Origin of the sequence: Citrobacter sp. Cpo061, from assembly GCF_030332845.1 — a bacterium.
GTDB classification, from domain to species: Bacteria; Pseudomonadota; Gammaproteobacteria; order Enterobacterales; family Enterobacteriaceae; genus Citrobacter; species Citrobacter portucalensis.
This window is the reverse complement of sequence record NZ_JAOWHB010000054.1, coordinates 272570-286930: the sequence shown is the minus strand read 5'-3', so window position 1 is coordinate 286930 and position 14361 is coordinate 272570. Positions and strand designations below refer to the sequence as shown.

The 14361-nt window shown below is 54.5% G+C and carries 13 protein-coding genes; 11 read left to right on the top strand and 2 right to left on the bottom strand.

What is annotated here, in order from left to right; all coding sequences use genetic code 11:
- From ada to mgtE, 4 genes are all read left to right on the top strand, one after another.
- Positions 1 to 1065: a bifunctional DNA-binding transcriptional regulator/O6-methylguanine-DNA methyltransferase Ada gene (gene ada / locus OGX97_RS21565; RefSeq protein WP_008785307.1), complete on the top strand. Its 1065-nt coding sequence runs from the start codon at positions 1 to 3 to the stop codon at positions 1063 to 1065.
- The gene (gene alkB, locus OGX97_RS21560; protein ID WP_125362695.1) at positions 1065 to 1715 is read left to right on the top strand and encodes a DNA oxidative demethylase AlkB; all 651 of its coding nucleotides are present in this window, start codon (positions 1065 to 1067) and stop codon (positions 1713 to 1715) included. The genes ada and alkB overlap by 1 nt, the downstream gene beginning before the upstream one ends.
- Positions 1716 to 1790: 75 nt before the next feature.
- The gene (locus OGX97_RS21555) at positions 1791 to 3434 is read left to right on the top strand and encodes a multidrug ABC transporter permease/ATP-binding protein (protein ID WP_003834645.1); all 1644 of its coding nucleotides are present in this window, start codon (positions 1791 to 1793) and stop codon (positions 3432 to 3434) included.
- Positions 3435 to 3539: 105 nt separating this feature from the next.
- A complete protein-coding gene (mgtE, locus tag OGX97_RS21550) occupies positions 3540 to 4976 on the top strand; it encodes a magnesium transporter (protein WP_008785304.1) in 1437 nt (478 codons plus the stop codon).
- Here mgtE and OGX97_RS21545 read toward each other — a convergent pair.
- Complete coding sequence (locus OGX97_RS21545; protein ID WP_235127152.1) at positions 4939 to 6186, bottom strand: SulP family inorganic anion transporter; 1248 nt, start codon at positions 6184 to 6186, stop codon at positions 4939 to 4941. The two genes, mgtE and OGX97_RS21545, sit on opposite strands and share 38 nt — an antisense overlap.
- A gap of 278 nt (positions 6187 to 6464) precedes the next feature.
- Between OGX97_RS21545 and mqo the strand changes: the two genes are divergently transcribed.
- Complete coding sequence (mqo, locus tag OGX97_RS21540) at positions 6465 to 8126, top strand: malate dehydrogenase (quinone) (protein ID WP_235127154.1); 1662 nt, start codon at positions 6465 to 6467, stop codon at positions 8124 to 8126.
- A 96-nt stretch (positions 8127 to 8222) separates the two neighbouring features.
- Here mqo and eco read toward each other — a convergent pair whose 3' ends face one another.
- The gene (eco, locus tag OGX97_RS21535; RefSeq protein ID WP_032941984.1) at positions 8223 to 8720 is read right to left on the bottom strand and encodes a serine protease inhibitor ecotin; all 498 of its coding nucleotides are present in this window, start codon (positions 8718 to 8720) and stop codon (positions 8223 to 8225) included.
- A 413-nt stretch (positions 8721 to 9133) separates the two neighbouring features.
- Between eco and napF the strand changes: the two genes are divergently transcribed.
- From napF to napB, 6 genes are read left to right on the top strand one after another with little or no spacing between them, the layout of a single operon-like run.
- Positions 9134 to 9625, top strand: a complete 492-nt coding sequence (gene napF, locus OGX97_RS21530) for a ferredoxin-type protein NapF (protein ID WP_003027564.1) — start codon at positions 9134 to 9136, stop codon at positions 9623 to 9625.
- A complete protein-coding gene (gene napD / locus OGX97_RS21525; RefSeq protein WP_003027560.1) occupies positions 9615 to 9878 on the top strand; it encodes a chaperone NapD in 264 nt (87 codons plus the stop codon). The genes napF and napD overlap by 11 nt, the downstream gene beginning before the upstream one ends.
- Complete coding sequence (gene napA / locus OGX97_RS21520) at positions 9875 to 12361, top strand: nitrate reductase catalytic subunit NapA (protein ID WP_032944032.1); 2487 nt, start codon at positions 9875 to 9877, stop codon at positions 12359 to 12361. The genes napD and napA overlap by 4 nt, the downstream gene beginning before the upstream one ends.
- 6 nt (positions 12362 to 12367) lie before the next feature.
- A complete protein-coding gene (napG, locus tag OGX97_RS21515) occupies positions 12368 to 13063 on the top strand; it encodes a ferredoxin-type protein NapG (protein WP_003834629.1) in 696 nt (231 codons plus the stop codon).
- A complete protein-coding gene (napH, locus tag OGX97_RS21510; RefSeq protein WP_003027552.1) occupies positions 13050 to 13913 on the top strand; it encodes a quinol dehydrogenase ferredoxin subunit NapH in 864 nt (287 codons plus the stop codon). The genes napG and napH overlap by 14 nt, the downstream gene beginning before the upstream one ends.
- Positions 13910 to 14359, top strand: a complete 450-nt coding sequence (gene napB / locus OGX97_RS21505; protein ID WP_003834627.1) for a nitrate reductase cytochrome c-type subunit — start codon at positions 13910 to 13912, stop codon at positions 14357 to 14359. The genes napH and napB overlap by 4 nt, the downstream gene beginning before the upstream one ends.
- The last annotated feature ends 2 nt before the right edge of the window (positions 14360 to 14361 follow it).

The following is a 14361-nucleotide window of genomic DNA, read 5'->3' as shown; positions in this document are numbered from 1 at the left end:
ATGAAAAATCGTTTACGCATCACTGACGATGACCGTTGGCAGTCCGTTGTGGATCGCGACGTTGACGCCGACGGTCAGTTTGTTTTTGCCGTCCAGACCACCGGTATTTTCTGCCGTCCGTCCTGTCGGGCAAAACATGCGCTGCGCAAAAATGTCCGTTTTTTCGCCGATGCTCAGCAGGCGCAGGCTGCCGGGTTTCGCCCCTGTAAGCGCTGCCAGCCGGATAAAGACAGCGCGCAACAGCATCGGCTGGAGAAAATAGCCCGCGCTTGTCAGTTGTTGGAGCAAGAGTCACCTCTTACGCTGGACGAGCTGGCACAGCAGGTGGCGATGAGCCCGTATCACTTGCATCGTCTGTTTAAAGCCACGACGGGCATGACCCCGAAAGTGTGGCAACAATCATGGCGTGCTCGCCGTCTGCGTGATGCCCTGGCGAAAGGTGTTCCGGTTACACAGGCGATTCTCAATGCCGGATTCCCCGACAGCAGCAGCTACTATCGCAAAGCCGATCAAGCATTAGGCATGACGGCAAAGCAATTTCGTAAAGGTGGCGACAACGTTTCTGTACGCTATACCCTCGCAGATTGCGCTCTGGGTCGCTGTCTGGTGGCGGAAAGCGAGCGGGGTATCTGCGCGATCTTGCTTGGCGATGATGACGCTACGTTGGTTGCGGATCTTCATGCGCTGTTTCCCGCCGCGCAGGATGTTCCTGCAGATGCCAATTTTCAGCAGCGCGTGCGCGAAGTGATCGTTGCGATCAACTCGCGTGACGCGTCGCTATCGCTACCCCTGGATATTCGGGGAACAGTCTTTCAGCAGCAGGTGTGGCAGGCGCTGCGCACAATTCCGTGCGGTGAAACAGTGAGCTACCAACAGCTGGCCAGCGCCATCGGCAAACCGAAGGCGGTGCGCGCGGTGGCCAGTGCCTGTGGGGCCAACAAACTGGCGATTGTTATCCCGTGTCACCGGGTGATCCGTGGCGATGGCGCACTTTCGGGCTACCGATGGGGTATTGCGCGCAAAGCGCAGTTACTGCAACGGGAAGCTACTGGCGAGGAAACATAATGCTCGATCTCTTTGCGGATGCGAAACCCTGGCAGGAGCCGCTGGCGTCAGGTGCGGTTATTCTCCGACGTTTCGCTTTTGACTCTGCGCCCACTTTACTTCAGGCGATAGCGGCTGTCGCCAGACAGTCGCCGTTTCGCCAGATGGTGACGCCCGGCGGCTATACAATGTCGGTGGCGATGACCAACTGCGGTCATCTGGGCTGGACGACGGATCAGCATGGCTATCTTTATTCTCCGTTTGATCCACTCACCGGCACGCACTGGCCGCCGCTGCCGGATGCGTTCGCTGATCTGTGCCAACAGGCGGCGACGGCGGCGGGCTATGCTGATTTTCAACCCGATGCCTGCCTGATTAACCGCTACACGCCAGGGGCAAAACTGTCCTTACATCAGGATAAAGACGAGCCCGACCTGCGGGCGCCGATTGTCTCTGTATCGCTGGGGCTACCAGCCATCTTTCAATTTGGCGGATTGCGCCGTAATGACCCTTTAAAGCGTTTGCTGCTGGAACATGGCGATGTCGTGGTATGGGGCGGTAATTCGCGGCTGTTTTATCATGGGATCCAGCCGCTTAAAACAGGGTATCACCCATTAACCGGAGACTGTCGTTACAACCTGACGTTTCGTCTGGCGGGTAAAAAAGAATAAAAATAAGAATTATTATTGCTGTCGACGAAGAGATGTTTAAACTGCGGGCTGTTATTACTTGTCCGGGTTGTTTGCATGGAACTTTTACTTCTTGTCTGGCGGCAGTATCGCTGGCCATTTATCAGCGTGATGGCGCTCAGCCTCGCCAGCGCCGCGTTGGGGATTGGGCTGATTGCGTTTATCAACCAGCGCTTGATCGAAACGGTCGACACCACGCTGATGGTGCTACCGGAGTTTCTTGGCCTGCTGCTGTTGTTGATGGTTGTCACCCTCGGTTCTCAGCTGGCGTTGACCACGCTGGGTCACCACTTTGTCTACCGCCTGCGTAGCGAATTTATCAAACGAATTCTGGATACTCACGTCGAGCGTATTGAACAGCTTGGCAGCGCCTCGTTGCTGGCCGGTTTAACCAGTGATATCCGCAACATCACCATCGCCTTTGTTCGTCTGCCTGAGCTGGTGCAGGGGATTATCCTGACCATAGGATCGGCGGCGTATCTGGCGATGCTGTCGACCAAAATGCTACTGGTAACGGCAATCTGGATGGCAATCACCATCTGGGGCGGATTTGTGCTGGTGGCGCGGGTGTATAAACACATGGCCACCTTGCGCGAAACTGAAGACAAGTTGTACAACGATTATCAGACGGTGCTGGAAGGGCGCAAAGAGCTGACGCTTAACCGCGAGCGCGCCGAGCATATCTTTAATCAGATGTACGTCCCGGATGCCAAAGAGTATCGCCACCATATTATCCGTGCCGATACCTTCCACCTGAGCGCGGTTAACTGGTCGAACATTATGATGCTGGGTGCCATTGGCCTGGTGTTCTGGATGGCTAACAGTCTGGGATGGGCTGATACCGCCGTGGCAGCGACCTATTCTCTGACGCTGTTATTCCTGCGAACACCGTTGCTCTCTGCCGTTGGCGCGCTGCCGACACTGCTCACGGCACAGGTGGCGTTCAACAAGCTGAATAAATTCGCACTGGCACCTTTTAAGGCCGAATTCCCACGCCCAACCGCGTTTCCCAACTGGCAAACGCTGGAGCTGCGCAACGTGGTTTTTCACTATCAGGATAATGCGTTTTCCGTAGGGCCGGTGAATCTGACGATTCATCGCGGTGAACTGATCTTTCTGATTGGCGGTAACGGTAGCGGGAAATCTACGCTGGCGATGTTACTGACCGGTCTGTACCAGCCGCAGTCAGGCGAAATATTGCTTGATGGTAAGGCCGTTGCCGTTGAAAAACCGGAAGACTACCGCAAGCTCTTCTCCGCCGTGTTTACCGACGTCTGGCTGTTCGACAAACTGCTGGGGCCGGAAGGTAAAGAGGCTAATCCGCAGCTGGTCGCGAAGTGGCTGGAACATCTGAAGATGGGTCATAAGCTGGAGCTGAGCGATGGTCGTATCCTCAATCTGAAGCTGTCGAAAGGGCAGAAGAAACGCGTGGCGCTGCTGCTGGCCCTGGCGGAGGAGCGCGACATCATTCTGCTGGACGAATGGGCCGCCGATCAGGATCCCCATTTCCGCCGGGAGTTCTATCAGGTGCTATTGCCTTTGATGCAGGAAATGGGGAAAACCATTTTCGCCATCAGCCACGACGATCACTATTTTATTCACGCCGATCGTCTACTGGAAATGCGTAACGGACAGTTGAGTGAACTGTTGGGCGATGAACGTGACGCCGCCTCGCGCGACGCGGTGGCTCGCACAGCCTGATCCATCGTGCCGCCGGTTTTTTAGCCACCCGGCGGCACTGTTTATTGTTATTTACATAAATCGGCATCATGATTAATGATATTTCATATCATGGATTTATGATTAATGTCCGTAATAAACAAAAACAGCGCCAGACTGCGTGATGAAGAGCGTGCGCGCCTCATCTGGCTGCTGACCACTGATAAAGCCATTATTTCAACGCTGTTGGGCAAGCTTACCCTGGCTGAGCAATATGACGTCGGTACGTTAGCCGACGATATTGCTGAGGTAGGGGCGCTGGTGGCCCACCTGCCACCGCCTGACCTCGCCGATACCCTCGAAGCTTTGCCCTCTGAAGAGCGCCACGCCCTGTGGCGACTGGTCGAAAATGAAAAGCGCGGTAACGTCTTGCTTGAGGCGTCTGAAAACGTCTGGGACGACCTGATCGATGAGATGAGCGACCGCGAGCTGCTGGATGCGCTGCAATATCTCGATATCGATGAACAGATTTACCTGGTGCAGCATTTGCCTCGTAACCTTACCGGTCGTCTGCTGGCGACGTTACCGGCAGAGGAGAGGACGCGCGTCCGCCAGGTGCTGCACTACGAGAAAAATAGCGTCGGCGCGATCATGGAGTTCGAGGTCATCACTGTGCGTCCGGACGTGACGCTGGAAGTGGTGCAACGCTATCTGCGGCGGCTGGGGAAAATGCCGGAGAACACCGATAAACTTTTCGTGACCGATCGCAATAAAGTGCTGGTTGGCGAACTGACGCTAACCTGCATTTTACTCAATGATGTGCAGCGAAAAGTCAGCGAGGTGATGGAAGATGACCCGCTCACCTTTTCTCCTGAAGATATCGCCGAAAACGCTGCGCGTACCTTCGAACGCGACAACCTGGTCAGCGCCGCGGTGGTTGACCCTTCCGGTAAACTGATGGGCCGTTTAACCATCGATGAGATCGTCGACGTTGTCTATGAAGAAACCGACACCGATCTGCGTCGAATGGGGGGCTTAAGCGCCGAAGAGGACGTGTTTGCGCCTGTTACCAAAGCGGTAAAAACCCGCTGGGCGTGGTTGGCCGTTAACCTCTGTACCGCCTTTATCGCCTCGCGGGTGATCGACGGCTTTGAACATACGATTTCGCAACTGGTGGCGCTGGCCTCGTTGATGCCGATTGTGGCGGGTATCGGCGGCAATACCGGGAATCAAACTATCACTATGATCGTCCGCGCGCTGGCGCTGCAAAATATTCAACCGGGGAACCTGACGTTTCTCATCCTGCGCGAGATGGGCGTGGCGCTAATCAACGGCCTCGTGTGGGGCGGGATTATGGGTGGCATTACCTGGTGGCTGTACGATGATATGGCGCTCGGTGGTGTGATGACTCTGGCGATGATGCTCAATCTGCTGATGGCGGCGTTGATGGGGGTTATCATTCCGATGACGATGGTGAAGCTCGGGCGCGACCCGGCGGTCGGCTCGAGCGTCATGATAACCGCTATCACTGATACTGGTGGTTTCTTTATTTTTCTCGGTCTGGCAACGCTGTTTCTGATGTAGTTGTCCGTTTGCGTCTGACGATACGCGGCAGAATGAGCATCGTCATCACCCCGGCAACCACGCCAATCGCCAGGTTGCCGGTAGAAACCGTGGCAGCGACGGTCACCAGCATCACCAGCGTTTCAGTGACGGGGAGTTTCGTCAGCGTGGTGGGCTGGATGCTGTGCCAACTGAAGGTTTTTACCGCCACAATTACCATAATACCTGCCAGTACCGACATGGGTATTTCTGCCATCACTTCGCTTAACCCTGTGACTAACAGGAGTAATACCAGTCCGGCGGCAACCGTCGAGACGCGGCTGCGTCCTTTGCCCATCTCGACGTTAACGATGGTTTGACCAATCATCGCGCACCCGGCGATGCCGCCATAAAATCCGGCCAGAATATTGGCTATCCCCAGCCCGGCACTCTCGCGATTTTTATTCGACGGCGTCACCGTCAGGTCATCCACCAGACGGGCGGTTAACAGCGACTCCATCAAACCAACAAAAGCGATACTCAGCGCGCAGGGCCAGATAATCGCCAGCGTTTGCAGGTTGAGCGGAACCAACAACTGGGTGAAACCCGGCAGGCCGCCGCTCATTGAACCTTCATCACCGACGGTCGGTAACAGTTGCCCGCTGGTGACAGTGAACACGGTTAGCAGCACGATGGCGATAAGCGGTGCGGGAATTGCTTTAATAAACCGCGGAACCCACAGCACAATCAGCAGCGTCAGGACAAACAGCCCCCAGATGAGCGGGCTTTTGCCCCAGAAATGCGGGACCTGGGCAAAGAAAATCAATATACCCAGCGCGTTAACAAAGCCAGTCATCACGGCCGTAGGGATGAATCGCATCAGACGTGCCATTCCCAATACACCAAACAGGATCTGAATCATCCCGGCCAGCACCACTGCAGGCAGGATATATTGCACGCCGTGTTGATGCACCATCGGACCAATCACCAGCGCGACCGATCCTGCAGCGGCGGTAACCATTGCGGGACGACCGCCTAAAAAAGACATCGCCAGGCACAGTACGACAGAGGCTACCAGACTGACTTTAGGATCAACGCCTGCGATCACGGAAAACGAGATTACTTCCGGGATCAGCGCCAGGGCGGTTACCACACCGGCCAGCGTTTCGCGCACCAGCAGACGGGGTTGGCGGAGCACGGCACGGGTCGTGTGTTCCGAGACTGTGGCAGAGGAATGTTGAGTTGCAGACATAGTTACACTCAGGTCAAAAATGGCCTGATACAGCAGACCGACAGGCATCCGTGCGGTGAATAGCAAAGCGCAGCATAGTACCCGTCAGATGGACCGGTTTCCAGAAATGATTGTCAATAACCGCATAAACTATCAACGTATTAATAACATTTTTAAAAATTAAATATAATTTATAAACTTTATTTAATTATTTTTACTTAAGTGTTACCGTTGGTGCCGCTCGATTTTCACCTGCATTGAAAGCAAAAAAGCGATACTAAAAGTAAGGCATTAACATTATGAAAAAAGTGACTGCCATGCTCTTCACCATGGCCGTTGGGCTGAATGTTGTCTCGATGGCGGCAAAAGCGAAAGCGGCGGAAGAGCAGGAAACGGATGTACTGTTGATTGGCGGCGGCATCATGAGCGCCACGCTGGGAACCTATTTACAGGAGCTGGAGCCGCAATGGTCAATGACCATGGTTGAGCGACTGGATGGTGTAGCGCAGGAAAGCTCAAACGGCTGGAATAACGCCGGAACCGGCCACTCCGCACTGATGGAGCTGAACTACACGCCTAAAAAGGCCGACGGTAGCATCAGCATTGAAAAGGCAGTCGAAATTAACGAAGCCTTCCAGATTTCCCGCCAGTTTTGGGCCTATCAGGTCAATAATGGCGTAATGCATGAACCACGCTCGTTTATCACCACCGTTCCGCACATGAGTTTTGTCTGGGGTGACGAGAACGTGAACTTCCTGCGTGCCCGTTACACCGCACTGCAGCAGAGCACGCTGTTCCGTGGTATGCGCTATTCCGAAGACCACGCGCAGATCAAAGAGTGGGCGCCGCTGGTCATGGAAGGTCGCGATCCGCAGCAGAAAGTCGCAGCAACGCGTACCGAGATTGGTACTGACGTGAACTACGGCGAAATCACCCGCCAACTGATTACCTCATTGCAGAAAAAGCCCAACTTTGCGCTGCAGTTGAGCACCGAAGTGCGTGGCTTTAAGCGTAATGCCGACAATAGCTGGACTGTCACAGTCGCCGATCTGAAAAATAACGAAGCGGAACACGATATCAAGGCGAAGTTTGTCTTTATCGGTGCCGGTGGCGCTGCGCTGAAGCTGTTGCAGGAATCCGACATTCCGGAAGCGAAAGGCTATGCCGGATTCCCGGTTGGCGGGCAGTTCCTGGTTGCAGAAAATCCGGATGTGGTCAATCGCCACCTGGCGAAAGTGTACGGTCAGGCCTCCGTTGGCGCGCCGCCGATGTCTGTACCGCATATCGATACCCGTATCCTTGATGGCAAGCGCGTTGTGCTGTTTGGGCCATTCGCGACATTCTCCACCAAGTTCCTGAAAAACGGTTCATTGTGGGATCTGCTCAGCTCGACCACCACCTCGAACTTTATGCCTATGGTCAACGTGGGTCTGGATAACTTCGATCTGGTGAAATATCTGGTGAGCCAGGTGATGCTCAGCGACGACGACCGTTTTGCTGCGCTGCAAGAGTACTATCCGCAGGCGAAAAAAGAAGACTGGCGTTTATGGCAGGCGGGCCAGCGCGTGCAGATCATCAAAAGCGATGCGGAGAAGGGCGGCGTGCTGCGTCTGGGCACTGAGGTCGTCAGCGATAAAGAAGGCACGATTGCTGCGCTGCTGGGAGCTTCTCCGGGCGCATCAACCGCGGCACCGATCATGCTGCATCTGATGGAAAAAGTGTTTAAAGATAAAGTAGCCAGCCCCGAGTGGCAGGCGAAGCTGAAAACCATTATTCCGTCTTATGGCACTAAGCTGAACGGTAACGTTGAGGCTACGGAACAAGAGCTGCAGTACACCAGTGAGGTTCTGGGTCTGAAATATGACAAGCCGCAGGTTGTTGATGAAGCGCCGAAACCACAGCTGAAACCTCAGGCACAACCGCAGCCTGAACAGAAAGCCGTTGCGGATATAGCGCTGTAAAATAAAATGCCGGATGGCGCTGCTGCGCTTATCCGGCATTGTTTATGCGTCTGTAGGCCGGATAAGGCGGTACGCCGCCATCCGGCACATTCTCACTTAGCGCGTGACTGCGTCCTGAATTTTGTCTTCCGCTTTCCAGATACGGTATTTAACGTCCACGTTTTCCGGGGTGTAGACCACAATCGGCAGCTTGCTGTTGTAACGCAGCATTCCGTCATCACCCAGATGCGCAGTAATGAATTTCTTCTCTTTCTTACCGTCCGGGCAGGCCATCATGGTTGAAACCGGAGACGTAACTTTGTCAAAGACATAGTAGTCATATCCCCAACCTTCCAGCGTTTTGCTGTCCAGTTCTCCGCCCAGGCGGTGTTGGTTACAGTCAACTTCCAGCGTTTGTCCGATCAGCAGTTCTACTTTCAGAGTAGATTCATCTTTCTCAGGGGTAAGCTGGATAACCTGGCGCTTCATACCCTTTTCCGCCTTGGGATAAGGGGCGACTTTTTCCAGCGGCTGAGCGGCGGTTTCGTTACTGGCAGCCCATGCAGAGGTGCTGGCAAAGGCGGCGAAAAGTACGGCAGGGACAATTGTCTTCATCTTATTGTTCACAGTGTTTCCTTTCTTCTGTCTTATGAACGAGTCTGTAGCAGGTTAACATATTTGGATAATCTATTAATCTGGATTTACTTATATTTAAAGTGTATTAAGTAGAGTTTTGTTGCCATGGTAGCGATATATACTAGGAGTTATCCTAATATTGAGATCTTTGTCTTTTTGAATAATCCGTTATATACATGGTTATATAACTCATTGAAATGTGAGCAAAAGCGCATTTTTTCCCGCCAACTCAACACTCCTTTGATCCGGCAACAGCATTTACCCCAATTGGGGTATGCACCTCTAACACATCCTGAAATATCTTACGGCTAAAAATAACTACTCATAAATAGTGCAGTTTTTTATGTCGTTCAACCCGCCGAGGGAGGGCGTCATTATGGAAGGACAATGTCATGGTTGATTTATCCCGTCGAGGTATGTTGACAGGCAGTTGGCGAAACGCCAGCGCAGGGATCCGTCCGCCGTGGAGCAAGGAAGACTCTCACTTTCTGGCCCATTGCCTCCGTTGTGACGCCTGTATCCAGGCGTGCGAAACCGACATCCTGCAGCGAGGCCAGGGTGGTTACCCGAGCGTAAATTTCAAACACGGCGAGTGCAGCTTTTGCTATGCCTGCGCAGAAGCCTGTCCCGAATCACTTTTTCTTCCGCGCCACACCAGGGCATGGGATCTGAATTTTACGATTGGGGAAAACTGTCTCGCACATCAGTCCGTTGAATGTCACCGCTGTCAGGATAGCTGTGAGCCCATGGCAATAACCTTTCGTCCCACGCTGTCCGGCATTTATCAGCCGCAGCTCGACAATCAGGACTGTAACGGATGTGGCGCCTGTGTCGCTATCTGCCCGGTATCAGCCATTAACGCGGAGTACAACCATGGACAATAACTGGCAGGTCTGCAGCCTGGTCGTTCAGGCCAAAAGCCAGCATATCAACGATATCGCCACGCAGTTGCGTTCTTTTCCCGGTTGCGAAGTTGCACTCAGCGATGTGGAAAGTGGTCAGTTGATTGTGGTGGTGGAAGCTGAGCAAAGTGAAACGCTAATGAAAACAATTGAGTCAGTACGCAACGTTGCGGGCGTACTGGCGGTGTCGCTGGTTTATCACCAGCAGGATGAGCAAGGTGAGGAAACACCATGAAACTCAGTCGTCGTAGCTTTATGAAAGCTAACGCCGTTGCGGCCGCTGCGGCGGCTGCCGGGTTAAGCGTGCCGGGCGTTGCCCGCGCGGTAGTCGGTCAGCAAGAAGCCATTAAATGGGACAAAGCCCCGTGCCGTTTTTGCGGGACGGGCTGTGGCGTATTGGTCGGAACGCAGCAAGGGCGTGTTGTGGCATGTCAGGGCGATCCGGATGCGCCGGTTAACCGTGGGCTCAACTGCATCAAAGGTTACTTCCTGCCGAAAATCATGTACGGAAAAGACCGTTTAACGCAGCCGATGCTGCGCATGAAAGACGGCAAGTATCACAAAGAAGGCGAGTTCACCCCGATTAGCTGGGACCAGGCCTTTGACGTGATGGAAGAGAAATTCAAAACGTCGATGAAAGAGAAAGGCCCTGAGTCTATCGGTATGTTCGGCTCTGGCCAGTGGACGATTTGGGAAGGTTATGCCGCTGCCAAATTGTTTAAAGCGGGTTTCCGTTCCAATAACATCGACCCGAACGCACGTCACTGCATGGCCTCAGCGGTAGTCGGCTTTATGCGTACCTTCGGTATGGATGAACCGATGGGCTGCTATGACGATATCGAACATGCCGATGCCTTCGTCTTGTGGGGCGCGAATATGGCGGAAATGCACCCGATCCTGTGGTCGCGCATCACCAACCGTCGTCTGTCCGATCCTAACGTGAACGTCGCGGTTCTCTCCACCTTCCAGCACCGCAGCTTTGAGCTGGCGGATAACGGTATGGTCTTCACGCCGCAAACCGATCTGGTGATCCTCAACTACATCGCGAACTACATCATTCAAAACAATGCGATTAACCAGGATTTCTTTAGCAAGCACGTTAACCTGCGTAAAGGCGTGACGGACATCGGCTACGGTCTGCGTCCAACCCATCCGCTGGAAAAAGCGGCGAAAAACCCGGGATCCGATGCTTCTGAACCGATGAGCTTTGAGGATTACAAAGCCTTCGTTGCTGAGTACACGCTGGATAAAACCGCCGAAATGACCGGTGTGCCGAAAGATCAGCTGGAACAGCTGGCGCAGCTGTATGCCGATCCGAAGAAAAAAGTCATCTCCTACTGGACGATGGGCTTTAACCAGCACACCCGCGGCGTGTGGGCCAACAACCTGGTCTATAACCTGCACTTGCTGACTGGCAAAATCTCCCAGCCAGGCTGCGGCCCGTTCTCTCTGACCGGCCAGCCTTCAGCCTGCGGCACCGCGCGTGAAGTCGGTACGTTCTCCCACCGTCTGCCTGCGGACATGGTGGTAACGAACGAAAAACACCGCGATATCTGTGAGAAGCACTGGAATATTCCGTCAGGGACCATTCCGGCAAAAGTTGGTCTGCACGCCGTGGCGCAAGACCGCGCGCTGAAAGATGGCAAGCTCAATGTCTACTGGGCGATGTGTACTAACAACATGCAGGCCGGTCCGAACATCAACGAAGAGCGTATGCCGGGCTGGCGCGATCCGCGCAACTTCATCATCGTCTCCGATCCGTACCCGACGATCAGCGCCCTGTCGGCTGACCTGATCCTGCCGACCGCGATGTGGGTAGAGAAAGAAGGCGCCTACGGTAACGCGGAACGCCGTACACAGTTCTGGCGTCAGCAAATTAAAGCGCCGGGCGAATCGAAATCGGATCTGTGGCAACTGGTGCAGTTCTCTCGTCGCTTCAAAACAGAAGAAGTATGGCCGGAAGACCTGCTGGCACAAAAACCGGAACTGCGCGGTAAAACGCTTTATGACGTGCTGTTTGCTACGCCAGCAGTAACGAAATTCCCAGTGACTGAACTGGCTGAAGATCAACTAAACGATGAATCCCGCGAGCTGGGCTTCTATCTGCAAAAAGGCTTGTTCGAAGAGTACGCATGGTTTGGCCGCGGTCACGGGCACGATCTTGCGCCATTTGACGATTACCACAAAGCGCGCGGTTTACGCTGGCCGGTCGTTGAGGGTAAAGAGACCCAGTGGCGCTACAGCGAAGGCAACGACCCTTACGTGAAAGCAGGTGAAAGCTACAAGTTCTACGGTAAACCGGACGGTAAAGCGGTTATCTTCGCGCTGCCATTTGAGCCTGCTGCTGAAGCGCCGGATAAAGAATATGACCTGTGGCTGTCTACCGGACGTGTGCTGGAACACTGGCATACCGGCAGTATGACGCGTCGTGTGCCTGAACTGCACCGTGCTTTCCCGGAAGCCGTGCTGTTTATCCACCCGCTGGATGCAAAAGCACGCGATCTGCGCCGTGGCGATAAGGTCAAAGTGATTTCCCGTCGTGGCGAAGTGATTTCGATTGTTGAAACACGCGGTCGTAACCGTCCGCCGCAGGGGCTGGTGTACATGCCGTTCTTCGATGCCGCACAGCTGGTGAATAACCTGACGCTGGATGCGACGGATCCGCTCTCCAAAGAGACGGATTTCAAGAAGTGCGCCGTGAAACTGGCGAAGGTGTAACGCGTTATGTCCCGGTCAGCAAAACCCCAAAATGGCCGCCGCCGCTTTCTGCGCGATATGGTTCGCGCAGCGGGCGGGCTGGCCGTCGTTGGCGTGGCGCTGGGGTTGCAACAACAAACCGCACGCGCAACCGGCGTGCGGTTGCGCCCGCCTGGTGCACTGAGCGAGGAGGCATTCGCCAGCGCCTGCGTACGTTGCGGTCAGTGCGTTCAGGCATGTCCCTATGACACGCTGAAGCTGGCAACGCTGGCCTCCGGGCTGGCGGCCGGTACGCCATATTTTGTCGCCCGTGATATTCCTTGCGAAATGTGTGAGGACATTCCGTGTGCCAAAGTCTGCCCGAGCGGCGCGTTGGACAGGGAAATTGAATCCATTGACGATTCGCGTATGGGGCTGGCGGTACTGCTGGATCACGAAAACTGCCTCAACTATCAGGGATTGCGCTGCGACGTTTGCTATCGCGAGTGCCCGAAAATTGATGAGGCGATCACCCTGGAGCTGGACCGCAATATGCGTACCGGCAAGCATGCGCGGTTTATTCCGACCGTGCACAGCGATGCTTGTACCGGCTGTGGGAAATGCGAAAAAGTCTGCGTACTGGAACAGCCAGCAATAAAAGTACTGCCGCTGTCGCTGGCGAAAGGGGAGTTAGGACACCATTACCGCTTCGGTTGGCTGGAGGGGAACAATGGCAAATCGTAAACGTGATGCCGGGCGTGAAGCGCAGGCAAAAAAAGGATGGTGGAAGAGTCATCGCTGGCTGCTGCTGCGTCGTTTGAGTCAATTTCTGATACTGGCGATGTTCCTCAGCGGCCCGTGGCTTGGCGTGTGGATCCTGCATGGCAACTACAGTAGCAGCCTGTTGCTGGACGCTATCCCGTTCACCGATCCGCTGATTACTCTGCAAAGCCTGGCCAGCGGGCATCTGCCGGCGACGGTGGCGTTAACGGGAGCAGCTATCATCACGGTGCTGTATGCCCTGGCCGGTAAGCGACTGTTTTGCAGTTGGGTTTGTCCCATGAACCCGGTTACCGATTTAGCCAGTTGGTTGCGCAGAAGGTTTGACCTGAATCAGTCCGCAACCCTGCCGCGCCATATACGGTACGTCCTGCTGGTGGTTATCCTGGTCGGTTCCGCCCTGACCGGTACGCTTTTGTGGGAGTGGATAAATCCAGTCTCTCTGCTTGGACGGAGCCTGGTAATGGGATTCGGTAGCGGAGCGCTGCTGATCCTCGCGCTGTTTTTATTTGATTTACTGGTCGTTGAGCATGGCTGGTGCGGGCATCTTTGCCCACTGGGTGCGCTGTATAGCGTGGTGGGAAGCAAAGGGGCATTAACCGTTTCGGCAAAAGAACGTAACAGATGTAACCGCTGTATGGATTGTTTTCATGTTTGCCCGGAACCGCATGTGCTACGTGCGCCGGTGCTGGATGAGCAAAGTCCGGTGCAGGTAACCAGCCGCGATTGCATGGCCTGCGGTCGCTGCGTGGATGTCTGTTCTGAGGATGTTTTTACAATAACAACACGATGGAGTTCGGGAGCGAAATCATGAAAAGCCATGACCTGATTAAGACGCTGTGTCAATGGACGGCCCTGCTTGCCCTGGTCGTCAGTGGGGCCGTTTGGGCTGCAAATGGAGTGGATCTGAGCCAGTCACCGGAAGTCTCAGGAACACAGGAAGGGGCGATTCGCATGCCGAAAGAGCAAGAGCGCATGCCGCTGAACTATGTGAATCAGCCGCCGATGGTTCCGCATAGCGTTGAAGGGTATCAGGTGACGACTAACACTAACCGCTGCCTGCAATGCCACGGTGTGGAAAGCTATCGCACTACCGGTGCGCCGCGCATCAGTCCGACGCACTTTATGGACAGCGACGGCAAGGTATTGGCTGAAGTTGCGCCGCGTCGTTATTTCTGCCTGCAATGTCACGTTCCGCAGGCTGACGCCGCGCCGATTGTTGAAAATACCTTCACCCCCTCGAAAGGTTACGGGAAATAAGA